At 63.5% G+C, this 25,229-nt stretch carries 23 protein-coding genes; 9 read left to right on the top strand and 14 right to left on the bottom strand.

Annotated features, from left to right (window positions below; translation table 11 throughout):
* Nucleotides 1-332: 332 nt before the first annotated feature.
* The 6 genes from ASF84_RS21520 to ASF84_RS21495 form a co-directional block, all read right to left on the bottom strand.
* On the bottom strand, nucleotides 333-1,262 hold the full coding sequence (locus tag ASF84_RS21520; protein WP_056840907.1) for a phosphatidate cytidylyltransferase: 930 nt from the start codon (nucleotides 1,260-1,262) through the stop codon (nucleotides 333-335).
* 2 nt (nucleotides 1,263-1,264) lie between these two features.
* Entirely contained in the window at nucleotides 1,265-1,882 is a 618-nt protein-coding gene (locus tag ASF84_RS21515) for a lysophospholipid acyltransferase family protein (protein WP_056840906.1), read from the bottom strand.
* Between the two features lie 10 nt (nucleotides 1,883-1,892).
* Nucleotides 1,893-2,336 carry a hypothetical protein gene (locus ASF84_RS21510; RefSeq protein WP_056840905.1) on the bottom strand — a complete coding sequence of 148 codons (444 nt, stop codon included), beginning with the start codon at nucleotides 2,334-2,336 and terminating at the stop codon, nucleotides 1,893-1,895.
* Complete coding sequence (locus tag ASF84_RS21505; protein ID WP_056840904.1) at nucleotides 2,333-3,670, bottom strand: phosphatase PAP2/dual specificity phosphatase family protein; 1,338 nt, start codon at nucleotides 3,668-3,670, stop codon at nucleotides 2,333-2,335. Before ASF84_RS21505 ends, ASF84_RS21510 begins: the two co-directional genes overlap by 4 nt.
* Nucleotides 3,667-5,424 (bottom strand): bifunctional alpha/beta hydrolase/class I SAM-dependent methyltransferase, encoded by a 1,758-nt coding sequence (locus ASF84_RS21500; protein WP_056840903.1) that lies wholly within the window; start codon nucleotides 5,422-5,424, stop codon nucleotides 3,667-3,669. The genes ASF84_RS21505 and ASF84_RS21500 overlap by 4 nt, the downstream gene beginning before the upstream one ends.
* Nucleotides 5,425-5,528: 104 nt before the next feature.
* Nucleotides 5,529-6,146, bottom strand: a complete 618-nt coding sequence (locus ASF84_RS21495; protein ID WP_056840902.1) for a CDP-alcohol phosphatidyltransferase family protein — start codon at nucleotides 6,144-6,146, stop codon at nucleotides 5,529-5,531.
* Between the two features lie 226 nt (nucleotides 6,147-6,372).
* Here ASF84_RS21495 and cfaB point away from each other — a divergent pair, with 226 nt between their 5' ends.
* The gene (cfaB, locus tag ASF84_RS21490; protein ID WP_056840901.1) at nucleotides 6,373-7,560 is read left to right on the top strand and encodes a C17 cyclopropane fatty acid synthase CfaB; all 1,188 of its coding nucleotides are present in this window, start codon (nucleotides 6,373-6,375) and stop codon (nucleotides 7,558-7,560) included.
* Between the two features lie 8 nt (nucleotides 7,561-7,568).
* Here cfaB and cls read toward each other — a convergent pair whose 3' ends face one another.
* Complete coding sequence (cls, locus tag ASF84_RS21485) at nucleotides 7,569-9,008, bottom strand: cardiolipin synthase (RefSeq protein ID WP_056840900.1); 1,440 nt, start codon at nucleotides 9,006-9,008, stop codon at nucleotides 7,569-7,571.
* 145 nt (nucleotides 9,009-9,153) lie between these two features.
* On the opposite strand from cls, the gene ASF84_RS21480 reads away from it, so the two are divergent.
* The gene (locus ASF84_RS21480) at nucleotides 9,154-9,675 is read left to right on the top strand and encodes a DUF3617 domain-containing protein (protein WP_056840899.1); all 522 of its coding nucleotides are present in this window, start codon (nucleotides 9,154-9,156) and stop codon (nucleotides 9,673-9,675) included.
* 43 nt (nucleotides 9,676-9,718) lie between these two features.
* Here ASF84_RS21480 and ASF84_RS21475 read toward each other — a convergent pair whose 3' ends face one another.
* Entirely contained in the window at nucleotides 9,719-10,123 is a 405-nt protein-coding gene (locus ASF84_RS21475; protein WP_056840898.1) for a hypothetical protein, read from the bottom strand.
* A gap of 91 nt (nucleotides 10,124-10,214) precedes the next feature.
* Here ASF84_RS21475 and zigA point away from each other — a divergent pair, with 91 nt between their 5' ends.
* Together zigA and ASF84_RS21465 are read left to right on the top strand one after the other, a co-directional pair.
* Nucleotides 10,215-11,420, top strand: coding sequence for a zinc metallochaperone GTPase ZigA (zigA, locus tag ASF84_RS21470; protein ID WP_056840897.1), 1,206 nt, complete (start codon nucleotides 10,215-10,217; stop codon nucleotides 11,418-11,420).
* Nucleotides 11,420-12,076, top strand: coding sequence for a DUF1826 domain-containing protein (locus ASF84_RS21465; protein ID WP_056840896.1), 657 nt, complete (start codon nucleotides 11,420-11,422; stop codon nucleotides 12,074-12,076). The genes zigA and ASF84_RS21465 overlap by 1 nt, the downstream gene beginning before the upstream one ends.
* Before the next feature lie 204 nt (nucleotides 12,077-12,280).
* Here ASF84_RS21465 and ASF84_RS21460 read toward each other — a convergent pair whose 3' ends face one another.
* On the bottom strand, nucleotides 12,281-12,619 hold the full coding sequence (locus tag ASF84_RS21460; RefSeq protein ID WP_236709473.1) for an NADH:ubiquinone oxidoreductase: 339 nt from the start codon (nucleotides 12,617-12,619) through the stop codon (nucleotides 12,281-12,283).
* A gap of 63 nt (nucleotides 12,620-12,682) precedes the next feature.
* Between ASF84_RS21460 and ASF84_RS21455 the strand changes: the two genes are divergently transcribed.
* Nucleotides 12,683-13,657 carry a CobW family GTP-binding protein gene (locus ASF84_RS21455; protein WP_056840894.1) on the top strand — a complete coding sequence of 325 codons (975 nt, stop codon included), beginning with the start codon at nucleotides 12,683-12,685 and terminating at the stop codon, nucleotides 13,655-13,657.
* A gap of 5 nt (nucleotides 13,658-13,662) precedes the next feature.
* On the opposite strand, the gene ASF84_RS21450 is transcribed toward ASF84_RS21455, so the two are convergent.
* Complete coding sequence (locus ASF84_RS21450; RefSeq protein ID WP_056840893.1) at nucleotides 13,663-14,055, bottom strand: DUF3301 domain-containing protein; 393 nt, start codon at nucleotides 14,053-14,055, stop codon at nucleotides 13,663-13,665.
* Between the two features lie 112 nt (nucleotides 14,056-14,167).
* Here ASF84_RS21450 and pdxY point away from each other — a divergent pair, with 112 nt between their 5' ends.
* Entirely contained in the window at nucleotides 14,168-15,037 is an 870-nt protein-coding gene (gene pdxY / locus ASF84_RS21445) for a pyridoxal kinase PdxY (RefSeq protein ID WP_056840892.1), read from the top strand.
* Between the two features lie 88 nt (nucleotides 15,038-15,125).
* Here pdxY and ASF84_RS21440 read toward each other — a convergent pair whose 3' ends face one another.
* Nucleotides 15,126-15,611 carry an acyl-CoA thioesterase gene (locus ASF84_RS21440; RefSeq protein ID WP_056840891.1) on the bottom strand — a complete coding sequence of 162 codons (486 nt, stop codon included), beginning with the start codon at nucleotides 15,609-15,611 and terminating at the stop codon, nucleotides 15,126-15,128.
* Nucleotides 15,612-15,929: 318 nt separating this feature from the next.
* Between ASF84_RS21440 and ASF84_RS21430 the strand changes: the two genes are divergently transcribed.
* Nucleotides 15,930-17,693: a cation:proton antiporter gene (locus ASF84_RS21430; RefSeq protein ID WP_056840889.1), complete on the top strand. Its 1,764-nt coding sequence runs from the start codon at nucleotides 15,930-15,932 to the stop codon at nucleotides 17,691-17,693.
* Nucleotides 17,694-17,715: 22 nt separating this feature from the next.
* Here ASF84_RS21430 and ASF84_RS21425 read toward each other — a convergent pair whose 3' ends face one another.
* The 3 genes from ASF84_RS21425 to uvrD all read right to left on the bottom strand — a co-directional run bounded on the left by ASF84_RS21425 (nucleotide 17,716) and on the right by uvrD (nucleotide 21,417).
* On the bottom strand, nucleotides 17,716-18,123 hold the full coding sequence (locus tag ASF84_RS21425; protein ID WP_056840888.1) for an SMI1/KNR4 family protein: 408 nt from the start codon (nucleotides 18,121-18,123) through the stop codon (nucleotides 17,716-17,718).
* Between the two features lie 135 nt (nucleotides 18,124-18,258).
* Nucleotides 18,259-19,098, bottom strand: coding sequence for a Tim44 domain-containing protein (locus ASF84_RS21420; protein WP_056840887.1), 840 nt, complete (start codon nucleotides 19,096-19,098; stop codon nucleotides 18,259-18,261).
* A gap of 135 nt (nucleotides 19,099-19,233) precedes the next feature.
* Nucleotides 19,234-21,417, bottom strand: coding sequence for a DNA helicase II (gene uvrD / locus ASF84_RS21415; protein ID WP_056840886.1), 2,184 nt, complete (start codon nucleotides 21,415-21,417; stop codon nucleotides 19,234-19,236).
* 254 nt (nucleotides 21,418-21,671) lie between these two features.
* Here uvrD and ASF84_RS21410 point away from each other — a divergent pair, with 254 nt between their 5' ends.
* Entirely contained in the window at nucleotides 21,672-24,170 is a 2,499-nt protein-coding gene (locus tag ASF84_RS21410) for a putative bifunctional diguanylate cyclase/phosphodiesterase (RefSeq protein ID WP_056840885.1), read from the top strand.
* 165 nt (nucleotides 24,171-24,335) lie between these two features.
* Nucleotides 24,336-25,202 (top strand): transcriptional regulator HexR, encoded by an 867-nt coding sequence (gene hexR, locus ASF84_RS21405; protein WP_056840884.1) that lies wholly within the window; start codon nucleotides 24,336-24,338, stop codon nucleotides 25,200-25,202.
* The last annotated feature ends 27 nt before the right edge of the window (nucleotides 25,203-25,229 follow it).

Below are 25,229 nucleotides of genomic sequence, written 5' to 3'. Positions count from 1 at the left end.
GCCGCTGAATGAAGGCAAAATGCTGCAATATTCCGCAACCATTTTGCCGGGGCGGCCGATGCCGCTCAATCAGCCTGCACACAAACCTGTGGCAGGCAGCTCTGCTGGCGATAGCTGCGTGACAGACGCAGCAGGTGTATGGGCCTTGATGGCCTCATCGCGGGCAGAGCCCCCTCCCACCAGATTGATGTCGCCCAAGGTCTGGTGCCTGGCACCGGACTGTGGGAGGCGGCTTGCCGGCGATGGCTATGGGACAGGCGCAGCAGGTGTAGGGGCCTTGCCGGCCTCATCGTCGGATCGCCGCCCGGAGCAGAGCCCCCCTCCCACGGGTTTCAGGTCCACCAGTAGCGCACCAGATGGAAGAAGATCGGGGCGGCGAAGCACACCGAGTCGAGGCGGTCGAGCATGCCGCCGTGGCCTTCGATCATGTGGCCCCAGTCCTTCACGCCACGGTCGCGCTTGATGGCGGACATCACGATGCCGCCGGCAAAGCCCAGCAGGTTGATGAGCACGGCAATGGCCAGCGCCTGCAAGGCATTGAACGGGGTGATCCACCACAAAGCGGCGCCGATCATCGAGGCCAGGGCAATGCCGCCGACAAAGCCTTCGACGGTCTTGGACGGCGACAGGTTGGGAGCGATCTTGCGCTTGCCGAACAGCTTGCCGCACACGTACTGCAAGACATCCGACAGCTGCACGACGATCACCAGCCAGGCGATCAGCAGCAGGTGGCGGCCTTCGTAGCCCGGAATGTCCAGTGTCAGCAGGGCTGGCACGTAGGACACGCAGAACACCGCAATCATCAAACCCCACTGGACTTTGGAGGCACGCTCCAGGAAGTTCTTGGTGTCGCCGCCCAGCGACGCCAGGATCGGCAGCAGCAGGAACACGTACACCGGGATGAAGATCGAGAACAGGCCGTACCACTTCATCGAGATCAGCACGTACTGCAACGGCAGGGCCACATAGAACGCCGCCACCAGGGCCGGGTAGTCGCTGCGCCGGGTCGGGGTGAGGGTCAGGAACTCACGCAGCGCATAGAACGACACCGCGTAGAACAGCAGGATCACCGCCGTGTGCCCGAGCCAGAACGCGGCACCGATGACCAGCACCATCACCCACCAGGCGTTGATGCGGGCGTTGAGGTTGTCGATCACCGCGTGCGGGCCACGGGCCTTGAGCTTGAGCACATAGCCGACCACCGAGGCCAGCAGCAGGATGACGCCTATGCCCATGAACAACAGTTGAGTCTGGTTCTCCATCATTACTGCTCCGCCCCCATGGCCAGCAGCGCTTCACGGCTGCGGGCGAGAAAATGCTCTTTGGTTTCGTCTTCTTCCAGGCGCAACGGCGCACCGAAACTGGTGGTGCACAACAGCGGCAACGGCAGGAAGCGTCCCTTGGGCATGACCCGGTTGAGGTTGGAAATCCATACCGGCACCAGTTCAGCCTGGGGATAACTCTTGGCCAGGTGGTAAAGGCCGCTCTTGAACGGCAGCAGGCCTTCGTCCGGGTTGCGCGTGCCCTCGGGAAAGATGATCAGCGAATGCCCCAGCTGCAGGGCGTCGATCATCGGTTGCAGCGGGTTGCTCTGTTCATCGGTACGCTGACGGTCGACCAGCACGCCGTCGAACACGTTATTGATGATGTAGCGGCGCAAGGCTCCGGACTGCCAGTAATCGGCACCGGCGACCGGGCGGGTGAAGCTGCGCAAGTGGCGCGGCAACGAGGCCCAGAGCAGCACGAAGTCGCCGTGGCTGCTGTGGTTGGCGTAATAGATCCGCTGCACCGGTTCCGGCGTGCAGCCCAGCCACAGACTGCGGGCGCCGGTGACGCTGCGCGCACCGGCGGTAATGAGTGTGGCAACCACTGATTCGAACATGACGATTCCTTCAATGAAGCAAGGGGAAGACCAGCAGGGGGATGAGCAGCACCAGCAGCTGCACAACCACCAGGATCAGCTGTCGACGCAACAACCGAAGCGCGCCCTGACTGCGTACCGCCCAGGGGCGACCCGCCTTGTCGGCAGGCTGCAGGCCGAGAGAGACCAGAGCCTGATCCAGTGCGAGGGTGGTCTCAGGCAATGGCCGGGCATCACGGCCCACGCGATGAAACAGGTCGGCGTCGAGCGCGACGCGCATGGCGTAGTACTTTTCAATCAGGCCCAGCAGCACCAGCGCGCCCAGCCATACCGTGAGCAGGGGCATGGCGGTGATCCACAGCTGCAGCATGCCGACGGCCAGGCTTAACAGCGTAAACCCGGTGGACAGATTATCCAGCGTCCGGCCACGGCGCAGCAGGCTGGCTACGACGTGCAACTGCATATCTGCGCTCATACGCTGCACTCGCGCTGTTGCGGCATCGGTTGTAACTCGCCCAATGCCTGTCGGTGCTCGGCGTGCAGGACAATGCCCGGGCGCGCCTGGCGCAGACGGTCGATGGCCTGGTCCACCGAGCCGGCCCGGCCGGTGTACAGCAGCCAGGCGGCCACCGCCGTGGCACTGCGCGAATACCCCAATGCACAGCACACCAGCAAGGGACCGGCCGGGCGCAGGGCCTCGATGGCCTGGGCGGCGGCCAGGCATTGCGCCGCGCTCGGGGCAATCAGGTCGAGCTGTGGCAGGCTGCGATAGGCACGCTCGCCGACTGTTGCCGGTAACTCGGCGCACAGGTCGACGATGGCATCGAAGGCTTGTGTGGGGTGACGACCCGGCACGCGGCCCAGCCAGACGTTGTCCAGCACAAGGTCAGCCTGCGGGTGTTTGCGTGTCCACCAACGGGAATTGAACCACGCTGCGAGCAGGTACGGTGCCAGCAGCCAGCGAGCTGCCGGCGTCAGGCTGCCGTCGCTGCGTTTCTGAAAGCCCTGGGCATCGAACAACAGGTAATTGAGTGCCACCAGCGCCAACGATAACGCCGGCCACAGCAACCACAGCCAGCCGCCGCCCAGTGTGAACGCCGGCAAGGCCAGCAGCGTCGCGCCCACGGCGTAATACAACGCCAGCCTCAGTCGCGCCGGGGTGCGCGTCAGTCGGGCACTGAGCAGCGGGCTGCGGCCTTCGTCGGGCCATAGCCAGACGCACAGCCAGCCGGCCAGCGCGCCGGTGGGCAGGTCGATGAAGTGATGCTGCCAGGTGGTCAGCACCGACACGCCGATCAGCGCGAACCAGCCGTGCAGCAGCCAGCGCCAGGCGCTGTGAAACACCCGTGCATAACGCTCGAAGCACACCCACAGGATCACCAGCAAGGCGATGTGCAGCGACGGCGCCTGGTTGAAGGGCTTGTCGAACCCGGCCAGCACCGCAAACAGCCAGCCGAACACGCCGTCCATTTCCGGGCGCTCGAAGGTAAAGCGCAGCGGCCATAACAGAAAGCAACTGACCGCCAGCAACTGCGCACTGAGCAGGCGCAGCGCATGGGTGTCCAGGTGCCGGCGTGTCAGGCACGCCAGCAGTGAAAGCCCGTACAGCAGGTCGATGGACCAGTAGGGCACGATGGTCCAGGCCCAGAACGGCATGTGGCTTTCCCAGGCGAACACCAGCGTGCCGACATCGTCACGTTGTGAGGTGTACCAGGTGGCAAACCCGTAGGTGCCGAAGAACAACGGCGCCAGGCACAGCAACCAGACCACGGCGCGTTTCCACAGGCCTGGCTCGCGCAGGCCGCTCACGGCAGGCGTTGCGCGATGGACACACTGAAGATGCCCCATTCGTCGATGCGCTGGGTGATCTTGCGAAAACCGGCTGCCTCCACCAACTGGTCCATTTCCGCCTGGGTGCGCCGACGCATCACCCACGCCTGGCCGGCACGATGGCTGGTCAGGGCACGGGCAATCAGTTCCAGTTGCGGGTGCCAGGGCTGGCCGGTGTACACCAGGTAGCCGCCGGGCTCGACGGCCTCGGCCAGCCCGGCCAGCGAATCACCGACCAGCTGGTTGCTGGCGAACAGTTCGTACAGGCCCGAGACCACCGCCAGGGTCGGCTTGGGCTCGATGGCCGCCAGGTCTGCCTTGTCAAAGGCATCGGCCTTGATGAAGCGGGCGATGTCGTCCAGGTCCAGTTGTTCGATCAGTGCGCTGCCCTGGCTGACGTTAAGGTCGCTGTAGTCACGCAGCAGGATCGATTCGGGGCGCGGCTCGACACCCTTGAGCGCATCGAGAATGTAGCGTCCGTGGCCGGCGGCGATGTCGACGATGCGCACTGGTCGCTGTTGTTCATGCAGGCGCTGCATGGCCAGGCGCAGCAGTTCTTCAATGTTCACCTTGCGCTGGCGAATGCCTTTCCAGCCGATCGACTGCAGGTAGTTCTGGTCGATTGCCCGGCCCAGGCCACCTTGCCCGGTCGGTTGATTGCGGTAGACGTAGTCCAGCGTACTGCCGGAGTCGAAGCCGGTGTCGAAGCCCAGCTTCACGCCCGTGGAGAAGCGGCTGCCCAGCTTCAGCCCGGCGCGGGTCAGGCGCCAGTACAGGCCGCGCAGCGAGCGCGGCGGCAGGGGCGCGGCCAGCACTTCGGCTTCGGCACAGGTGGCGCCGACGCGGTCGGCGTCGAGCAGTGATGGCAACTGCAATGGCCGTTCGAACGCCTGGGTAACAAAGCGGCGAATACGCACCAGGGCTTGCTCGCGATCACGCTCGCCGAGGGTGTCGTGGAAGAAGCCAGGCAGTACGTGTTTCTCTTTGTGCGCGCAGCCCAAGCGCTCGAAGAAGCGTTCTTGCGGGGCGCGATGCACGACGAAGTCGGAGCCGGAGATCAAGACCTGGGTCGGCACCTGGATCGCTTGGGCATCGGCCACGACGCGCTCGGCAGCCTCATAAAGGCCCAGTAGCACGTCGACCGAAATGGCCCGGGCTATCAGCGGGTCGCTGTCGTAGGTCACCTGGCGAAGCCGGTCATGGGTGAGAAAGCGCGACTTGACGTAGCTGTTGACGAAGAAGTTGCCCTTGATACGGCGCATCAGGGTCAGGCCCTGGCGGGCAAAGGGCACGTACAGCTTGATGTCGAACGCCGGGGAAGCCAGCACCATGGCACGGATTTTCGGGGCGTAGTCATGGGCCCAGGTGGCGGCGATCACGGCACCGACACTCTGCGCGACCACGGCAATGTTGTCGGGGTCGATCAGGTGGCTGGCGCCGATGTGGTCGACGAAGGTCTGCAGGTCGCGCACGTTGGTGGCAAAGCTTGGGCTATGGCCGCGCTCGCCCGGTGACTGGCCGTGACCTCGCGCATCCCAGGCAAAGAAGTCAAAGCCCGGCAGGTCGAGTTCCTCGACCAGGTGCGCGATGCGCCCGGAATGCTCATGGCCGCGGTGCAACAGCACGATGGCCTGGCGGGTGCTGCCAGGCATCGCATTCCTGGCGGGCCAGTGTCGATAGAACAACTCGACGCCATCGTGGGTACTGAAGTGCAGGGCGATCACATCGCGCATGGCGGGTTCCTTTGCCAAAACTACTTGAGAGGGGGGAGGGCGGCCGGGTGAGGCGCTTCGACTGTGCGTCGAAACGGCCGGCGTCAGGCGGCCGCCGGGCAGATTCAGTGCGTCGGTTCGCTGATTGACGCGAGTCCCTGGCGCACACGGTTGACCACGGTGTAGACGAGCAAGGCTGAGACCACGATCAGCACCAGATTTATCCATGTCGGGGCAAGTAAACCTGCGGCGACGCCGGCACCCAGCACGCCGAACACAAATGCCCGGTCACTCTTGCCCATGGGGCCGTCGTAACGCCGTGCGGCACCGACCATGGTGCCCAGTACGCCGGCATATTCGCTGATGACGGCCAGCAGCGTGACCAGCACCACCAGCGCCGGGCTGACGCCGGTGATCAGGGCGAAGGGTAAAAACAGCGCACTGTCGGCGATGACATCGGTCAACTCGTTGAGGTAAGCCCCCAGCCGCGACTGCTGGCCGAACTCGCGGGCCAGCATGCCGTCAATGGCATTGAGGGCCATGCGCACGATCATCCACAGCGGAATCAGGGCAAATACCGCGTAATGCGGCAGGCCGGCAACCACGATGGCCCCCACCAGCAGCGACACCAGGCAGGCCGCGACGGTCACCTGATTGGCCGTAATGCCCTTGTCGTAGAGGCGCTGCACCAGAGGGCGCAACAGGTTCTGGAAGCGTGGTTTGAGCTGGTAGATCGAAATCAAGAGGGTGCGTCCTTGTCAGGCAGGTCTGGCGCATCATCGGCGTCTGAGGCGTTTTCGTACAGCGTTGGGTAACGGAAAACGTGATGCAGGTCTTGTTCTGACGGCGCAGAGACACGCCGCTGATAGTGGCCAGGCGCCTGTAACCACTGGCCTGAAGACACTTTTCAAGGTTGATTTATGCGCTAGCCTGTTGGCGACAGGCCTTGTGGATAAGGAGGATACCGAGATGAACCTGCAACTGGCGTCGGCTCTGCAAAACCTGCGTTTACCCCTGCGTATCAAGTTTTGGGATGGACACGAGCTGGCGCTCGATGAGTCGCCGCAGGTCACCCTCGTGGTCAAGGACCCGCAACTGATCAATGATCTGACCCATCCCAGCCTCGATGTGCTGGGCAGCGCCTTTGTCGAGGGCCGGCTGGAGCTGGAAGGGCCTATCACCGAAGTGGTGCGCCTGTGCGATGAACTGACCACAGCATTGGGCGCCGAGGAGGGCGATGATGCCCCGCTGGAGCGTACAGCCCACGACCCCTCCCTGGATGCCGCCTCGATCTCTTATCACTACGACCTTTCCAATGCGTTCTACCAGTTGTGGCTTGATCAGGACATGGTCTACTCCTGCGCCTACTTCAAGACCGGCCAGGAAAACCTCGATCAGGCGCAGCGCAACAAGCTCGATCACCTGTGCCGCAAGTTGCGCTTGCAACCCGGCGAGTACCTGCTCGATGTCGGTTGTGGCTGGGGTGGCCTGGCGCGCTTTGCCGCGCGCGAGTATGGCGCCCGGGTGCTGGGAATTACCTTGAGCCGCGAGCAACTGGACCTGGCGCGGCAGCGGGTGGCCGACGAAGGCCTGCAGGCGCAGGTCGAGCTGCAACTGCTCGACTACCGCGACCTGCCGCAGGACGGCCGTTTCGACAAGGTGGTCAGCGTCGGTATGTTCGAGCACGTCGGTCACGCCAACCTCCCGCTGTACAGCCAGCGCCTGTTCGCCGCCGTCCGGCCCGGTGGGCTGGTGATGAATCACGGCATTACCGCCCGGCATACCGATGGCCGCCCGGTCGGGCGTGGGGCGGGTGAGTTCATTGGCCGCTATGTGTTTCCCAATGGCGAGCTGCCGCACCTGGCGACCATCAGCGGCCACCTGAGCGAGGCCGGGCTGGAAGTGGTCGATGTCGAGAGCCTGCGCCTGCACTACGCCATGACTTTGGAGCAATGGAGCGCCCGCCTTGAAGCGCGCCTGGATCAGGCCCGTGCGCAAGTGGCGGAACACAGCCTGCGCATCTGGCGGTTGTACCTGGCTGGCTGTGCCTATGCCTTTGCCAGGGGCTGGATCAACCTGCACCAGATCCTGACCGTCAAACCGCTGCCCGATGGCGGGCATACGCTGCCGCTGACCCGGGCAGACCTGTATCGGTAGCGCTGCAGTTACAGGATGGGCGAGATCAACCGTGCCACGCGCATGCCCAGCTGATGCAGCCCGCGTGCGTCACGGCTGTCCTGCAAGGTGATTTCCCGGGCCAGTTCGAAGTCGGCCGTGAGCATCGCTTCCACCTCGCTGGCGAAGCTGCGGTCGACTGTCAGCAGCATCAGCTCGAAGTTGAGTCGGAACGAGCGATTGTCCAGGTTGGCGCTGCCGATGGCGGTGACTTCGTCGTCGACCAGCACGACCTTCTGGTGCAGAAAGCCCGGCTGGTAGCGGAACACCCGCACGCCACTGCGCACCGCCTCGAACGCATACAGGCTGGAAGCGGCATACACCACGTAATGATCGGGGCGCGAGGGCAGCAGCAGGCGCACATCCACACCGCGCAGCACGGCCAGGTGCAGGGCCGCCGAGACCGCTTCGTCGGGAATGAAATACGGGCTGGTAATCCAGATGCGCTGTTGCGCTGAATGAATGGCCTCGACAAAGAACAGCGAGCAGGTCTCCTGGGCATCGGCAGGCCCGGTGGCCAGCAACTGACAGAGCACGCCGTCTTCCGGGTAGCGGTCGGGCAGGCTCAGCGGCGGCAGTTGCCGGGTGGCCCAGAACCAGTCCTCGGCGAACGACTCCTGCAGGCAGGCCACCACCGGGCCGATCACCTGCACATGGGTGTCGCGCCACGGTGACAGCGGCGGCTTGAGGCCCAGGTATTCATCGCCTACGTTGTGTCCACCCAGATAGCCCTTCACACCATCGACCACGACAATCTTGCGGTGGTTGCGAAAGTTGATCTGGAAACGGTTCATCCAGCCGCCGTGAGTGGCGAAGGCCTTGGCCCGCACACCGCCGGCCCGCAGCTTTTCCACGTAGCTGGCCGGCAGCGCATGGCTGCCGATGCCGTCGTAGAGCACATAGATCGCTACGCCCTCAGCGGCTTTTTCCAGCAGCAGGTCTTGCAGTCGACGGCCCAGGTCATCGTCGTGAATGATGAAGAACTGCACCAGCACGGTCTGCCGTGCCTGGCGAATGGCCTCGAACATGGCGGCAAAGCTGGCCTGGCCATTGATCAGCAGCTTCACCTGGTTATTGGCCAGCGCCGGCATGGTGCCCAGGCGTGGCAGGGCGCGCAGGGCGGCGTAGGCGTCCAGGCGCCGCGCCGCTACGGCTTCGTCGATCCAGGGTCGCCAGTTGAGGTTGCCGATGGCGTGCTTCATTTCCTTGTTGGCCTGGCGCCGCGCCTTGATATAAGCGTCGAACGAACTGCGGCCGAACACCATGTACGGGATCAGGGTGAAGTAGGGAATGAACAGCAAGGACATGGCCCAGGCGATCGCACCCTGGGCAGTACGCACAGTCAGCAGCGCGTGAATGGCGGCCACCGTGCCCAGCAGGTGAATGAACCCCAGTACGTAGCCGAAGAAATACGGGCTGTGATAATCCATGCGCAGCGCTTCTCTGTAGTCCGGACCATGGGCCCTAACAGACCACAGCCGTCCATGATTGTCGCTATTTAATTCCGGGTGCAACGCGGCGTGCCGGTGCCGGTCCAAGGCTCACTTGTCCCACGATCTGAAAAGGATCCTTGAAATGAACAAACGCATGTTGGCCCTGCTGGTTTGCCTGGCCGCGCCTGCCGCCCAGGCGCAGATGCTGCAACCAGGCCTGTGGGAAATGACCTCAAGCAACATGCAGGTCGACGGCCAGGCGTTGCCGGACCTGCAGGTGATGCTCGGGCAATTGAAGAACCTGCCGCCTGAGCAGCGCGCCATGCTGGAGCAGGGCATGAAGAACCAGGGCATTACCCTGGGTGGTCAGGGCGTGCGTTTTTGCCTGACCGAAGCCCAGGTCAAGTCGGACGACATCCCGCTGACCGACCCCAAGTCGGGCTGCAAGCAGAGCATCACCGAGCGCAACGGTCCGAACTGGAAGTTCCAGTTCAGTTGCCCGAAAGCGCAAGGCACCGGGCAGGCCCAGTTCCTGAGCGACCGTGAATTTACTACCAAGGTCGCCGGCACATTCAATGCCTCCGGCCAGCAGCAGAAGGGCAGCATGGACACCCGCGCCGTTTGGCAGGGCGCCCAATGCGGTGCTGTCGCCCCACGCACCTGAGTGTGAAACACGAGTGTTCCACGTGGAACACTCTCGTTTTCAGTCACCGCTTGAGTTGCTGACACCCTGTCAGGCGTCCGCAGTTGATGCTGCTGCGGGTGCCGTTCGAACTCGAGACGCGCGTGATCGTGGTCCAGCCCACGCGCTGGATCGTGCCAATCCAGGCCTCGCCATCCCATGACCACCCGCTGAAAAACGTCAGTTGTCCGAAGCGGCTATTGGTCTGTGCCCAGCGCCTGTGGCCTGCGACTTCGTAGCCGCGCAGGTAAGTCGTAGTGCCCCGAGTCGCCACGCTATAGCCATTGCCGGCCGGATCACGGCACGCCAGCAGGGTCAGGCTGCGTGTACATGTGGCCTGCTCAACGGTTGGCTGCGTGCCGAATGCCCAGGCTTGAATATCAAGGGTCACCAGAAAAATACCGGCCAGCACTTTTGCCAGAACGTTCATGCCTGCACCTTCATCGGATTAATTCGCTATTTTGCATTGTTATACTATAACATTCGACGTTATGAACCTTTGCAACCCTGGGTGACTCCTGATGCCGAACCGCCTTCCCGTAACTGTCCTGTCCGGCTTCCTTGGCGCGGGCAAGAGTACCTTGCTCAATCATGTGCTGCGCAACCGCGAGAATCTGCGGGTGGCGGTGATCGTCAATGACATGAGCGAAATCAATATCGACGGCAGCGAAGTGCAGCGCGATGTCAGCCTCAACCGTGCCGATGAGAAACTGGTCGAGATGAGCAATGGCTGCATCTGCTGCACCCTGCGTGAGGACCTGCTCGAAGAGGTCAGCCGCCTGGCCCGGGACGGACGTTTCGATTACCTGTTGATCGAGTCCACCGGTATTTCCGAACCGCTGCCGGTGGCCGAGACCTTCACTTTTCGTGACGAGGCCGGCACCAGCCTGGCGGACATTGCGCGGCTGGACACCATGGTCACGGTGGTCGATGGCGTGAATTTCCTGCTCGACTATCAGGCCGCCGAAAGCCTGGCCAGCCGTGGCGAGAGCCTGGGTGAGGATGACGACCGCTCGATCACCGACCTGCTGATCGAGCAGATCGAGTTTGCCGATGTGATCCTGCTCAGCAAGATCGACCTGATCAGCTCGCGCGAGCGCGAAGAGCTGTTGGCCATTCTGGCGCGGCTCAATGCCCAGGCGCAGATTGTGCCGATGGTCATGGGCCAGGTGCCGTTGGCAACCATCCTCGACACCGGCCGCTTCGATTTTGACCGCGCCGCCCAAGCGCCCGGCTGGCTCAGAGAATTGCGCGGCGAGCATGTGGCCGAGACCGAGGAATACGGCATTGCCTCGACCGCCTACCGGGCACGTCGGCCGTTTCATCCACAGCGTTTTTTCGGTTTTCTGAACCGCGAGTGGACCAATGGCAAGCTGCTGCGCTCCAAGGGCTTTTTCTGGCTGGCCAGCAAGCACCAGGAGGCTGGCAGTTGGTCACAGGCCGGCGGCCTGATGCGCCACGGTCCGGCCGGGCGCTGGTGGCGTTTCGTGCCGCGTGCGCACTGGCCGCAGGATCAGGAGAGCGTGACGGCGATCATGGAGCACTGGACGCCCATCACCGGCGACTGCCGGCAGGAACTGGTGTTCATCGGCCAGAACATCGACTTTGCCCGGCTGACCGCCGAACTGGACGCGTGCCTGCTGACCGAGGCCGAGATGGGCCTGGGCAGCGAGGCCTGGAGCCTGTTGCCCGACCCGTTCGGTGACTGGCACGAGGAGGCCGCCTGATGCTTGCGCACGTCTTGCCGTTTCGCCCAAGGGCGCGCCAGGTGCAGGGCCACACACCGGAGATTCTGGCTGAGGCCGTGCAGGACGGTATCAACCTGGCGGTGTGGCAGCGCCGGCTGCCGTTGCATATCCAGGATTTCGCCAGCGCCTTGCTGTCGCTGAACGAACCCCTGTCCGAATCCCTGGCGCTGGAGGTCGAGGGGGGCGACGTCGAGCCCGACCTGCGCGGGCTGGCTTCGGGCTACGCCGATGTGCAGGGCCATGCCGGGTTCATCGCCGATGTGTCGTGGCTGGTCAGCGCTTACGCCTGCCTGCTGGGCGCCGAGCGGGTTGGCGTGCGCCTGCGGGCGATGGACAAGGCCATGTGCCCGCGCTTTCATGTCGACCACGTGCCCATGCGGCTGATTACCACCTATGCCGGCAGCGGCAGCCAATGGCTGGCCGAGCGTGCCATGGACCGTGCGCACCTGGGGCCGCGGGACATCGAGCTGCCAGAGCCTGCACAGATCCAGCAACTGCACTGCGGCGACGTGGCGCTGCTCAAGGGCGAGCGCTGGAGCGGCAACGAAGGCTGCGGCCTGATCCACCGCTCGCCACCCTTGGCCCGCGACGAGCGCCGGCTGATTCTGACGCTGGACTGGTTGGCCCAAGACTGACTGAGCCCCTGTAGGAGCGCGCTTGCCCGCGACCGGCTGCGTTAGCAGTCGTAAATTCGTGGCGTTTCATAGATCCCTGGTGGGTTCGCAGTCGTAAATTTTCAGCGTCTACACAATTTCTGCGAGCGCTTCGCACTCGGTCGCCGGCAAGCGCGCTCCTACACCGGTCCCATGTTTGCTGCGCGCCAAGGTGGTGGTAATTTCCTACCGGTCCAGTGGTGGCGGCTGCCACTGGCCCTGGCTCTGGCCTTCGCAAAACGGCTTGAGGTAGGCGGCGTCGCTGGCCACGCCGTAATAGTGGATGTGCTCGCGATAAGGCATATTGGCCACCTGTGCGTTGCGGCAGACGCCGAAGGCACCGGTAGGGCACTGTTCGGAATAGGTCACCTCGACCTTTTGCCCGGGCAGCTGTGGCTGGCAGAAACCATCGTGGAACAGCGTGGGCGGTATCGAGATGTTCTCCTGGCAGACCTTCACCTCGAGCCGTTCGCCCTGGCTGTGCACCACGCAAGCCTGGGCCTGCACCTGGCTGGAAGCCAGCAACCCGGTGACTAATACGGCGTACCTGAATCGCGATTGCAAACCCTGATCTCCAGAAGCGAGCCGATGCTGCAGAACATTCCAACCCATGTGATCGGCGGCCCGTTGGGCGCCGGCAAGACCAGCCTGATCCAGCACCTGCTGGCCAGCAAGCCGGCCCATGAACGCTGGGCAGTGTTGATCAACGAGTTCGGCCAGCTCGGGCTGGATGCCGCGCTGCTGACCACCGCTGCCGATGGTATCGCACTTGGCGAAGTGGCTGGCGGCTGCCTGTGTTGCGTCAACGGCGTGCCGTTCCAGATCGGTCTGGGGCGCCTGTTGCGCAAGGCGCGGCCCGACCGCGTGCTGATCGAACCCTCGGGGCTGGGGCATCCCTTGCAACTGCTGGAACAACTGCGCCAGCCGCCGTGGCAGGGCGTGCTGCACGTAATGCCGATGCTGATGGTGCTCGATGCCGCTGCCCTGGCCGCCGGCCAGCCATTGCCCGAGACCCAGCAGCAGGCGCTGGGCGAGGCGGGGCTGCTGGTGCTGAACAAGGCCGAGGGCCTGGACGCGTCCACCCGCCAGCAGGTGAGTGCAACCCTGCCGGCGCGACCGCAGGCCTGGTGCAGCCAGGGACGCCTGCCACTGGCGCAATTGCCCGGCATCGAGGCGGTCGCGGGGGCGTATTCCTCATCGGCCACGGTGCTGAAGGTGCCGCCCAGTGTCGAGCCGCGCCAGGTGTCGTGGTCGTCGGTCGATGAACCACAGGTGTTCAGCCAGGCCAGTGCCGAAGGCTGGAGCATCGGCTGGCGCTGGCACCCGGCGCAGCGTTTCGACTGTGGGCGTCTTGAGCAATGGCTGGGCGGGATGAATTGGCGTCGTGCCAAGCTGGTGATGCACGGCGAGCCAGGCTGGTACTCGGCCAATGCGCTGGATAATGCGCCGATTATCTGGAAAAACACTGAATGGCGGCAGGATTCACGCCTGGAGCTCATCTTCGCCCAGGCTCAGGACAGTGACGCGCTGCAGGCCGGGCTGGCGGCTTGCCGTGTAGGGTGAGGCAGTTACTGTTTCCACTTCTGGTGTGACTGGCGCCACTCGTCGAGGCGGATGACCTCGGCGGTCGGTTGCGGCGTCTTGATCTCGAACGGGTAGGGTGCCAGCTCGATCTGGGCACTGTGCGCGCCGAACTGGGTGATGGTGCCGGGGTGGCGCTGCTCGCCGGTGACGGTAAACTCGAAGCCATAGACCCGTGCCAGGCGCTTGCGACCCTGGGCATCCGGCGCCCAGGCCAGGCGCTTGAAGGCGACGTTTTCGTCGAGCAGTTCCAGTTCAAGGCGCGCACAATGCTGCTTGACCCGCTCCAGTGCCTTTTCGCGCAGCCCGTGGGCATGCCACAACCAGGCCGCTGCAGTGGCAAGCAGCATCAGCACGAAGATATTACCCAGGGTCAGCATGACGGAATGCTCCAGCGATGAGCCTCAAGCTTAACTGTGCAGGGGCATTTGCAGCCATACTGCAGCGCTTATATTTCTCACTACTGCACTTGTATCGTGTTCAGGATCGTCAATGAAACGCACCCCTCATTTGCTCGCTATCCAGTCCCATGTAGTGTTCGGCCATGCCGGCAATAGCGCGGCGGTGTTCCCGATGCAACGTATCGGGGTCAACGTCTGGCCGCTCAATACGGTCCAGTTCTCCAACCACACCCAATACAAGCAGTGGACCGGCGAAGTGCTGGCGCCCCAGCAGATCCCGGCGCTGATCGAAGGCATCGCGGGCATCGGCGAGCTGGGCCTGTGTGATGCGGTGCTGTCGGGCTACCTGGGCAGTGCCGCACAGGGACGCGCCATCCTCACCGGCGTGGCGCGCATCAAGGCCGCCAACCCGCGGGCGTTGTACCTGTGCGACCCGGTGATGGGCCATCCGGAAAAGGGCTGCGTGGTCTCGCCCGAGGTCAGTGCCTTTCTGCTGGAAGAAGCGGTGGCGATGGCCGATTACCTGTGCCCCAACCAGCTGGAGCTGGACAGCTTTTCCGGACGCACCCCCGAGTCGCTGACCGATTGCCTGCGCATGGCCCGGGCGCTGCTGGCCCGTGGCCCCAAGGCGGTACTGGTCAAGCACCTCAATTACCCGGGCAAACCGGCCGACAGCTTTGAAATGCTGCTGGTCAGCACCGAAGGCAACTGGCACCTGAGCCGTCCGCTGCTGGCCTTCCCGCGTCAGCCGGTGGGTGTGGGCGACCTGACTTCGGGGTTGTTCCTGTCACGCATCCTGCTGGGCGACACGCCGGTGGCCGCATTCGAGTTCGCCGCCGCCGCCGTGCATGAAGTACTGCTGGAAACCCAGGCCTGTGGCAGCTACGAGCTGGAGCTGGTCCGCGCCCAGGACCGTATCGCCCACCCCCGCGTGCGCTTCGAAGCCCGCCCGCTGACCTGACAGTTTGGCACCTTCCACAGATCCTGTGGGAGCGACCAACGGTCGCGAATGCAGTGGGTGCCGGCCCTGGATGCTGGATAAGCCGGTCCTACAGCGTTTCTTCCTTGATCTCCTGGTAGCGTTTTTCCAGTTCCTGGCGCAGTTGGCGGCGTTGCTGGGCCTGGATGAAGCGACGCCTGGCATCCGGGGTCTGGGGTTCCAGCGCCGGCACGCTGACCGGCTTGCGGTTGTCGTCCACCGCGACCATGGTGAAGAAGCAGCTGTTGCTGTGGCGCACCGAGCGCTCGCGGATGTTCTCGGTCACCACCTTGATGCCGACTTCCATCGAGGTGTTGCCGGTGTAGTTCACCGAGGCCAGGAAGGTCACCAGTTCGCCGACATGCACCGGCTCGCGGAAGATCACCTGGTCCACCGACAGGGTCACCACGTAGCGGCCGGCATAGCGCGCCGCGCAGGCGTAGGCGACCTCATCCAGGTACTTGAGCAAGGTGCCGCCATGCACATTGCCGGAAAAGTTGGCCATGTCCGGGGTCATCAATACAGTCATCGACAGCTGGGCGTTTCCGGGTTCCATCACTGATTCTCACGGTCGGTGTGTCAAGGGTAGGGCATCTATGCTGACGCTCGGTAAAACAAGAAACGCAGGGGCTGCAACAGATACCGGGACGCCGGGAAAGCACTTGCCGTCACGCTTGGGCTCTATCTGTTTCCATATATTGCATCGGCTTTATGGTGAAGAGGCCGGTGTTAACCTTTGCAAGCCCTTGTAACGTTTTTTTCCTGTGCTTTATACCTGAATTCATGACGCTGCCACGGATCACGTGGTCCTGCCTTGCGCACAGGCCGTGCCGGGATTGGGCAGTGTTCATCTGCAAAAGGAGCCGTACCCGCCATGCATGCCGTTGACTTCATTCAAGACCTGGCAGTGATCATGCTGGTGGCCGGCGTGGTGACCATTGTCTTTCATCGCCTCAAGCAGCCGGTGGTGCTGGGCTACATCGTGGCCGGTTTCCTGATCGGCCCGCACACCCCGCCGGTCAGCCTGATTCACGACGAACACACCATCCGGATCCTGGCCGAGCTGGGGGTGATCTTCCTGATGTTCTGCCTGGGGCTGGAATTCAGCCTGCGCAAGCTGTTCAAGGTCGGGGCCACGGCGTTTATCGCGGCCTTCCTGGAAATCACCCTGATGATCTGGCTCGGTTACGAGATCGGCCAGTACTTCGGCTGGACCGCCATGGACTCGCTGTTCCTGGGGGCGATCCTGGCGATTTCCTCGACCACTATCATCGTCAAGGCGCTCAATGACCTGAAGATGAAGAACCAGCACTTTGCCCAGCTGATTTTCGGTGTGCTGATCGTCGAGGACATCCTGGGGATCGGCATCATTGCGTTGCTGTCGGGCATTGCGGTCAGTGGTGCGGTCAGCTCCGGCGAAGTGTTCTCGACGGTCGGCAAGCTGTCGCTGTTCATGATCGTGGCGCTGGTGATCGGCATTCTGCTGGTGCCACGCCTGCTGGCCTACGTGGCGCGCTTCGAAAGCAACGAGATGCTGTTGATCACGGTGCTGGGCCTGTGCTTCGGCTTTTGCCTGCTGGTGGTCAAGCTTGAGTACAGCATGGTGTTGGGGGCCTTCCTGATCGGCGCGATCATGGCCGAGTCCCGGCAACTGGTGAAGATCGAGGGTCTGATTGAGCCGATTCGCGACCTGTTCAGCGCCATCTTCTTCGTGGCCATCGGCCTGATGATCGACCCGAAGATCCTGCTCGAATACGCCTGGCCTATCGCAGTGATCACCCTGGCCGTGGTGCTGGGCAAGATGGTTTCCTGCGGGCTGGGCGCGTTCATCGCCGGCAACGATGGCCGTACGTCGTTGCGTGTCGGCATGGGCCTGTCCCAGATTGGCGAGTTTTCCTTCATCATTGCCGCGCTGGGCATGACCTTGCAGGTCACCAGCGACTTTCTTTACCCGGTGGCGGTGGCAGTCTCGGCCATTACCACCTTGCTGACTCCCTACCTGATCCGCGCCGCCGACCCGCTGTCGATCAAGCTGGCCGCGGTGATGCCGCGGCGTATCGGCCGGGTGTTCTCGATGTATGGCGAGTGGCTGCGCAGCATTCAGCCGCAGGGGCAGGGTGCGATCCTGGCGTCGATGATCCGCAGGATCCTGTTGCAGGTGGGCGTCAACCTGGCGCTGGTCATCGCGATCTTTTTCTGTGGAGGCTATTTTGCCGAGCGCATCGGCGGCTACATGGCCGAATGGATCGACGATGTCGGTCAGCAGAAAGCCTGGATCTGTGGAGCGGCCCTGCTGCTGTCGCTGCCGTTCCTGATCGCGGCCTATCGCAAGCTCAAGGCGCTGTCGATGCTGCTGGCCGAGATGGGGGTCAAGCCGGAAATGGCCGGGCGCCATACTGCGCGGGTGCGCAAGGTGGTGGCCGAAGTGATTCCACTGCTGTCGCTGGCGGTGATCTTCGTGCTGCTGGCCGCGCTGTCGGCCAGCATTCTGCCAACACTGGAGCTGCTGGTGGTGATTCTGCTGGTCGCCGCCGGTGTCGCCGCACTGCTGTGGCGCTGGTTCATCCGGGTACACTCGCGCATGCAGATCGCCCTGCTGGAGACCCTGGGTAACAACCAGGATCACTCAGGGCATTGAACCGAGGGGGCTGGCTGGAAACTCAGCTTTCCAGCCAGACATCCCGGGCCCAGTGCCAGACCGATTCCCAGCTTTCTTCGACCACCAGCTCTTCTTCGCCGGACCACAGCACCACGGTGCCGTCTTCTTCGACGCAGTAATAGTCATCGCCATCCTGGCACAGCGGGATCAGCTCGCGTGGTACGCCATCGTCCCAGGCATTGGCTGCCACGTCCGGCAGGTAGGTGTGCGACTGCGGGTCGGTGACCGTGACCGGTTCCAGGCTGCCGTAGACCACATCGCTGACGGTCAGGAGAAACTCCTTGAACACGAACGGGATGTTGATGAACAACTGCTCCTCGATTTCGACCAGCAGTTCTTCATCCGGCAGTTCGAGCGGGACCGGGACCGGCTCGTTCTTTTCACGCAGTTCTTCGATGACTTCTTCCACGACGGGGATCCTCTGGGCTGGGGGGTGCGCGGGTTATACAGTAGCCGAAAGCCGCTTTCAAAATAACTGTCCGATCGGGTAAACGAAAAACCCCGGAACAGGTCCGGGGTTCGATCACGCGCGGTGCCGGGTAGTTCAGCTGTTCTGGCGAATACCCGCGACCAGCCATGGCTGGTTTTCACCCGGCTGACGCTCCATGTTCCAGCTTTCGCTGAAGTCTTCGCCCTTGTCGAAGCGCGAGGTCTTGGCAATGCCGGAGAAGGTCAGGGTGGCGATGGTGCGGTCGGCACGGTCGTCGACGCCGTCGAGCTGCACGCTCAGGTTGTCGATGTAGGTGGACTGGAAGCTGTCGCCCAGCTCGGCACGTTCCTTTTTCAGGAACTGCAGCATGGTCGGGGTGACGAACTCGGCGATCTTGTCGATCTCGTTGGCGTCCCAGTGCTGCTGCAGGGCCTGGAAGTGGCCGCGTGCGGCCTCCAGGAAGCGCGCTTCGTCGAACCAGGCCGGGGCGTTGATCGCAGGGGCTGCCGTCGCTGCCGTCGATGAACCGAAGATCGGGTTGTGCCCGGTCGGGGCGGCTTCACGCGAGTACGGTGCACCGGCACCGGCCATCTGCGACGCCTGCTGGGCACGGCGACGGGCGATGAAGCGGAAGATCAGGAAGGCGATCAGGCCGATGATCAGGAAGTCGAACAGCTGCATGCCGTCGAAACCATCACCCATGAACATGGCGGCCAGCATGCCACCGGCGGCGATACCGGCCAGCGGGCCGAGCCAGCGCGAGGCGCCACTGGCAGCCGGCGGACGGGCGGCGGCATTCGGTGCAGCGGCCGGTGTGGCAGGGGTGGCCTGGCGCGACTGATGGACCGGCGCCGAGCCACTGCTCTTGCCGCCGCCGAAGCGGGCGGCACTGGCGTCCAGGCTCAGCGTCAGGCTGAGGCACAGGGCCATGGCGATACCAAGAAAACGTTGCATGAGGGGTTCCTGTTCTTATGAAGACATGCGCGTCATGGTGCACAGCAGGCAGGCCAATGGCTAGCGCGCGTATGTTTCGGGCTTTTACACAGCTGCGTAGGAAATGTCGGCAGGCCCGCCCGTATTGGTGCGGATCTACAGGGCTACCAGCTTGGCATATCCCATCATCAGCCACTTGCTGCCTTCTTCGAAATTGACCTGCACCCGGGCCTGGGCGCCGGCGCCTTCGAAGTTGAGGATGGTGCCTTCGCCAAACACCGCATGCTGCACGCGCTGGCCGAGGGTGAAGGGGGTTTCCGGGATATGGGTGCCAGTGAACAGACGGCTGTCGTTGGCCTTGGGTATGCCGCCGAACGGGCGGGTAACGCTGTTGGACAGGCGCACTTCCTGGATCAGCGCCGAAGGAATCTCACGCACGAAGCGCGACACCTTGTTATAGGTTTCGCTGCCATACAGGCGCCGGGTCTCGGCGTAGGTCATCACCAGGTTCTGCATGGCGCGGGTAATGCCGACATAGGCCAGGCGACGCTCTTCTTCAAGGCGGCCGGGTTCTTCCAGGCTCATCTTGTGCGGGAACAGGCCTTCTTCCATGCCCACCAGGAACACATGGGGGAATTCCAGGCCCTTGGCGCTGTGCAGGGTCATCAACTGCACGCTGTCTTCGTGCTCGTCGGCCTGGGTGTCGCCGGCCTCCAGGGAGGCGTGGCCGAGAAACGCGGCCAGCGGCGTGAGGTCTTCTTCGCTCTCGGTGTTCTCGAAGTTGCGCGCGGCACTGACCAGCTCTTCAAGGTTTTCTACCCGAGCCTGGCCTTTCTCGCCTTTTTCCTGCTCGTGATAACCGATCAGCCCGGACTGCTCGATGACGATCTGGGTCATCAGGTGCAGCGGCATGTCGCTGACCTTGACGGCCAGGTTTTCGATCAGTTCGATAAAGCCGTTCAGGGCACTGGCCGCCCGACCGGTCACGCCCTTGTTGGCCACCAGCAGGCGCATGGCTTCCCACATCGATACCTGGGCGTGGCGGGCATGCTCGCGAATGGCCTCGACAGTCTTTTCGCCGATGCCACGGGTCGGGACATTGATCACCCGCTCCAGCGCCGCATCGTTGCCACGGCCTTCGAGCAGGCGCAGGTAAGCCATGGCATTCTTGATCTCGGCACGCTCGAAGAAGCGCTGGCCACCGTAGATGCGGTACGGAATGCGTTCGCGCAGCAGGGCCTCTTCCAGCACCCGCGACTGGGCGTTGGAGCGATACAGGATGGCGATGTCGCTGCGCGCCAGACCGGTCTTGAGCGCGCGCTCGATGGTCTCGACCACATAGCGCGCTTCGTCGTGTTCGTTGAAGGCAGCGTACAGGCTGATCAGTTCGCCTTCGCCGACCTCGGTCCACAGCTCCTTGCCAAGGCGCCCGCTGTTATTGACGATCAGGCCGTTGGCGGCCTTGAGAATGCTGGCCGTGGAGCGGTAGTTCTGTTCCAGGCGAATGACTTCGGCGTCCGGGAAGTCCGACGAATACTGCTGGATGTTCTCGATACGCGCGCCGCGCCAGCCGTAGATCGACTGGTCGTCGTCGCCGACCACCATCAGGCTCTCGCCACCCTGCGCCAGCAGGCGCAACCAGGCGTACTGCACGGCGTTGGTGTCCTGGAACTCGTCGACCAGCACATGGCGGAAACGCCGCTGGTAGTGCTGCAGCAGGCCCGGATGGTCGCGCCACAGGTCCAAGGCACGCAGCAGCAGTTCGGAAAAATCGATGACACCGGCACGCTGGCAGGCGGCCTCGTAGGCCTCGTAGATGCCGCGCATGGTTGCCAGGAACAGATCGCCGCTGGGCTGGATGTGCTGCGGGCGCAGGCCTTCATCCTTCTGGCCGTTGATGAACCACTGCGCCTGGCGCGCCGGCCAGCGTTGCTCATCGAGCCCCAGCTCGCGGATCACCCGCTTGACCAGGCGTTGCTGGTCGTCGCTGTCGAGGATCTGGAAGGTCTGCATCAGCCCCGCTTCCTGCCAGTGCGCGCGCAACAGGCGGTGCGCCAGGCCGTGGAAGGTGCCAACCCACATGCCGGCCGGGCTGGCGCCGATCAACTGTTCGATGCGATGGCGCATCTCGGCAGCGGCCTTGTTGGTGAAGGTCACCGACAGGATCGAATGCGGCGAGGCGCGCTCGACCTGCATCAGCCAGGCGATGCGATGCACCAGCACACGGGTTTTGCCGGAGCCTGCGCCAGCCAGGACCAACTGACGGCCGACGGAGGCGGCTACGGCCTGGCGTTGGGCATCGTTGAGGGAGTTGAGCAAAAAAGAGAGGTCGTCATGCATGCAGCCATTCTAGGGTGCGCATTGACGCCGGGCAAACCATGCGTGTGCGTAACCGGATAAAAAGAACGGACGGGCAAACGATTGCGCCGCTCCACAGACCTGAAAAAAAGCACGCAACCCGTCTGGAACAGGGGTGCCAGAGTAATGGCAGGGTGCTATTTTTCTGCGCCTCGACTGTTTGGTCTGACCCTTGTGCCTGTGTATGCTTGCCCACGCTCCGGGCCTGCCGAACAAGAACCGACAAGAATGACGCCATGACCCATTTTTCCAAACGGCGCGATGCCTTCGGTACTCGCCGCCGTGACATTCGCCGGCAGTTTGCCGGGCCGCTGGAGGTCGAGCGCACGCGCTTGCTTTATCAGGGCTCGCTGTTGCCGACCCTGTGCATGTTCATCAATGGCCTGATCTGCGCCTGGCTGCTCTGGAGCCCCGCGCAGGACTGGCGCGTGGGTGTATGGCTGGTGTGGCTGACCGCGCTGGTCGGCCTGCGCCTGGTGCAGGTCAAGGCCTTTGCCGCGGCGTCTGCCGAGCGCCAGGCACTGCCGGTATGGCGCCGGCGCTTTCTGCTGGGCGCCTGCGTCAGCGGCCTGACCCTGGCTTGTGCAGCCATGCTGCTGGTGCCGGTGGCCAATTTCGAGCAGCAGGCCTGGGTGTTCGGCATGATCGGCGTGGCCACCCTGTCGGCCAGCGTGGCTTATGCGGTGAGCCTTCCGGCGTTTCTGACCTTCAGCCTGTCGTGCCTGGTGCCGCCGATTGTCTATCTGTTCTTCGGGCCGGACGTGCCGCTGCGTGGCTGGGGCTGGCTGGGCCTGCTGGCATGGCTGGCGCTGTTGATCGTCGCCTTGCAGATCAATCGTCTGTTGCGCCGCAATCTGATCCAGCGCTTTCAGAACCAGGCGCTGATCGAGCACCTGCAGCGGGTGCAGGCGCGCAGCGAACAGCTCAACGAGACCCTGGGTAAAGAGGTCGAGCAGCGTCGCCGCGCCGAGCGCTACCTGCGCAAGGCCCAGGCCGGCCTGCAGAGCCGTGTCGATGAGCGTACCCGGGAGCTGGAGCAGGCGCGCCAGGCGCTGAGCAAAAGCCCGGCGCCGCTGGCAGCCACGGTGCTGGCGTCGGCCAGCGAGGGCATTGTCATCTTCGACCCCGACTACCGGATCCTGACCATCAACCAGGCGTTCAGCCGGGTCTCGGGCTACAGCCAGGAAGAGCTGGTCGGCCGTCAGGTCATGGAGATCGCCAGCAGCCGCGATGCCCAGCGGCACTTCCAGGCCATTCACCAGGCGCTGGAGCAGACCGGCCAGTGGCAGGGCGAACTGGTCGAGACCCGCAAGAACGGCGAGTTGTACCCGCAGTGGCTGCAACTGAGCCTGGTGCGCGATGCGGCGGGCAAAGCCAGTCATATCGTCGGCTTCTTCACCGACCTGTCGGCGCGGCGCGAGTCCGAAGAGCGCTTGCGCTACCTGGCGCATTTCGATGAGCTGACCGGCCTGGCCAACCGTTCGCTGTTCCGGGAGCGCCTGAACCTGGCCCAGCAACGTGTGCGCCAGGGGGCGCGCAGCCTGGCCCTGCTGCATATCGATGTCGACCGCTTCAAGCTGCTCAACGAAAGCCTGGGCCATGAAGTGGCCGACCAGTTGTTGCAGCATATCGCCCGGCGTCTCTCCGGTGCCTTGCCTGAAGCCGACACCATCGCCCGGTTGTCCGGCGACGAGTTCGCCGTGCTGTTCGACAACTACGCCAGCCTGTCGAGCCTGGCGCGGGTGGCCAGCCGCATGCTGACCAAGCTGCGCACGCCGGTGATGGTGGCCGGACACGAGCTGGTGGTCAGTGCCTCGGTGGGCATCAGCCTGTTGCCGGACTCGGCGCGTGACATTCCCACGCTGATCAACCAGGCCAACATGGCCATGAAGCACGCCAAGCACTTGGGCGGAAACAATTTCCAGTTCTTCACCGACAGCTTGCAGGCCAGCACCCTGGAGCGCCTGCAACTGGAGATCCAGCTGCGCAAGGCCATCGACGACAAGCAATTGCGGGTCTACTACCAGCCGCGTCTTTGCCTGGCCAGCGGCCGCCTGGACGCCGCCGAGGCGTTGGTGCGCTGGATGCACCCGGAGCGTGGCCTGGTGCCGCCCGGTGAGTTCATCGGCCTGGCCGAGGAGACCGGGCTGATCGGGGCGATTGGCGAGTTCGTGTTGCGCCAGGCCTGTTGGCAAGCCTGTGAATGGCAGCGTCAGGGGCGCGAGCCGATCCGGGTGTCGGTCAACCTGTCGGTGTACCAGTTGCGCCAGGGCAAGCTGGTCAGCCTGGTGCGCCAGGTGCTTGAAGAAACCGGCCTGGACCCGCATCGCCTGGAGCTGGAGCTGACCGAAAGCCAGTTGCTCGACAGCGTCGAGTACATCATCGCCACCTTCCAGCAGTTGCGCGGGCTGGGCGTGAAACTGGCCATCGATGATTTCGGCACCGGGTATTCGTCGTTGAGTTACCTCAAGCGCTTTCCGGTGGATTACGTGAAGATCGACCAGACGTTCATTCGCGGCCTGGATGAGGGTTCAGGGGATGCGGCGATCATCCAGGCGATCATCGCCATGGCCCACAGCCTGGGTTTGAAAGTGGTAGCCGAGGGGGTCGAGCAGCAGACCCAGCTGGAGTTTCTCAAGTTGCAGGGGTGTGACGAGATCCAGGGTTATCTGATCAGCCGTCCGGTCGAGGCGCATGTGATGGAAGAATTGTTGACGGCTGTTGCCTTGAATTGACACTCGAACAGCATGCGGGACATTTCCTACAGGTCTTTATGAAATGTCCTGGTGTGCGCGTGCGCGACCTTTTCCAGTGCGTTGAACTGGGCGACTGGCGGGTCATGTAGTATAACTACAAGCCAGCTACATACCCGCCCACGCTTCCTTGATCGAGTCCAGCCCGTGAATCTGCTGCAACACATCACCCAGTCCCGTAATCTGCTGCGCAAGTCGGAGCTGAAGGTCGCCGACCATGTGCTGCTCGATCCGGCGGCTGTGATGCACAGTTCCATGGCCGACCTGGCGCACAGCGTCGGGATCAGCGAGCCGACCATCGTGCGCTTCTGTCGCGCCATCGGTTGCACCGGCTTTCAGGACCTCAAGCTCAAGCTGGCGCAAAGCCTGGCGGCGGGGGCCAGTTTCGGCCAGTTCGCCATCCACGAAGACGACTCGGTCGCCGACTACAGCCTGAAGATCTTCGACACCACGCTGCACACCCTGATGGAAGTGCGCGAAAACCTCGATCCGCATGCCCTGCAACTGGCGGTCACTGCCATGGCCGGCGCCAGCCGCGTGGAGTTCTATGGGTTCGGTGCCTCGGGGGCCGTGGCCGCCGATGCCCAGCACAAGTTCTTTCGCCTGTTGCTGACGGCGGCAGCCTATTCGGACCCGCACATGCAGGCCATGTCGGCGGTGACCCTCAAGCCTGCCGATGTTGCGGTGTGTATTTCCCAGTCGGGGCGCTCCAAGGACTTGCTGATTACCGCCAACATGGTGCGCGAAAGCGGTGCCACGCTGATCACCCTGTGCCCGAGCCAGACGCCACTGGCAGAGTTGTCGACCATCAACCTGGCCATTGATGTACACGAAGACACCGAGATCTACACCCCGCTGACCTCGCGCATCGCCCACCTGGTGGTCATCGATGTGCTGGCCATGGGCGTGGCGATGGCGCGCGGGCCGAGCCTGGTCAACCACCTCAAGAGCGTCAAGCGCAGCCTGCGCAGCCTTCGCCTGTCGCCCAAGTCGATCAAGAACCACGACGACTGACAGCGAACCGAAGGTTCGCTGTCAGGT

Source organism: Pseudomonas sp. Leaf127, assembly GCF_001423155.1.
GTDB classification, from domain to species: Bacteria; Pseudomonadota; Gammaproteobacteria; order Pseudomonadales; family Pseudomonadaceae; genus Aquipseudomonas; species Aquipseudomonas ovata.
This window is presented reverse-complemented; position numbering and strand designations above follow the sequence as displayed.

What these genes read in the sequence shown, in the direction of transcription:
- ASF84_RS21430 (WP_056840889.1), top strand. Translation starts at nt 15,930, where the DNA reads ATGCATGCCGTTGACTTCATTCAAGACCTGGCAGTGATCATGCTGGTG.
- pdxY (WP_056840892.1), top strand. Translation starts at nt 14,168, where the DNA reads ATGAAACGCACCCCTCATTTGCTCGCTATCCAGTCCCATGTAGTGTTC.
- zigA (WP_056840897.1), top strand. Translation starts at nt 10,215, where the DNA reads ATGCCGAACCGCCTTCCCGTAACTGTCCTGTCCGGCTTCCTTGGCGCG.
- ASF84_RS21465 (WP_056840896.1), top strand. Translation starts at nt 11,420, where the DNA reads ATGCTTGCGCACGTCTTGCCGTTTCGCCCAAGGGCGCGCCAGGTGCAG.
- ASF84_RS21475 (WP_056840898.1), bottom strand. Translation starts at nt 10,123, where the DNA reads ATGAACGTTCTGGCAAAAGTGCTGGCCGGTATTTTTCTGGTGACCCTT.
- ASF84_RS21500 (WP_056840903.1), bottom strand. Translation starts at nt 5,424, where the DNA reads ATGCGCGATGTGATCGCCCTGCACTTCAGTACCCACGATGGCGTCGAG.
- ASF84_RS21450 (WP_056840893.1), bottom strand. Translation starts at nt 14,055, where the DNA reads ATGCTGACCCTGGGTAATATCTTCGTGCTGATGCTGCTTGCCACTGCA.
- ASF84_RS21510 (WP_056840905.1), bottom strand. Translation starts at nt 2,336, where the DNA reads ATGAGCGCAGATATGCAGTTGCACGTCGTAGCCAGCCTGCTGCGCCGT.
- ASF84_RS21480 (WP_056840899.1), top strand. Translation starts at nt 9,154, where the DNA reads ATGAACAAACGCATGTTGGCCCTGCTGGTTTGCCTGGCCGCGCCTGCC.
- ASF84_RS21455 (WP_056840894.1), top strand. Translation starts at nt 12,683, where the DNA reads ATGCTGCAGAACATTCCAACCCATGTGATCGGCGGCCCGTTGGGCGCC.
- ASF84_RS21520 (WP_056840907.1), bottom strand. Translation starts at nt 1,262, where the DNA reads ATGGAGAACCAGACTCAACTGTTGTTCATGGGCATAGGCGTCATCCTG.
- ASF84_RS21420 (WP_056840887.1), bottom strand. Translation starts at nt 19,098, where the DNA reads ATGCAACGTTTTCTTGGTATCGCCATGGCCCTGTGCCTCAGCCTGACG.
- cfaB (WP_056840901.1), top strand. Translation starts at nt 6,373, where the DNA reads ATGAACCTGCAACTGGCGTCGGCTCTGCAAAACCTGCGTTTACCCCTG.
- ASF84_RS21410 (WP_056840885.1), top strand. Translation starts at nt 21,672, where the DNA reads ATGACCCATTTTTCCAAACGGCGCGATGCCTTCGGTACTCGCCGCCGT.
- uvrD (WP_056840886.1), bottom strand. Translation starts at nt 21,417, where the DNA reads ATGCATGACGACCTCTCTTTTTTGCTCAACTCCCTCAACGATGCCCAA.
- ASF84_RS21515 (WP_056840906.1), bottom strand. Translation starts at nt 1,882, where the DNA reads ATGTTCGAATCAGTGGTTGCCACACTCATTACCGCCGGTGCGCGCAGC.
- ASF84_RS21440 (WP_056840891.1), bottom strand. Translation starts at nt 15,611, where the DNA reads ATGGAACCCGGAAACGCCCAGCTGTCGATGACTGTATTGATGACCCCG.
- cls (WP_056840900.1), bottom strand. Translation starts at nt 9,008, where the DNA reads ATGGATTATCACAGCCCGTATTTCTTCGGCTACGTACTGGGGTTCATT.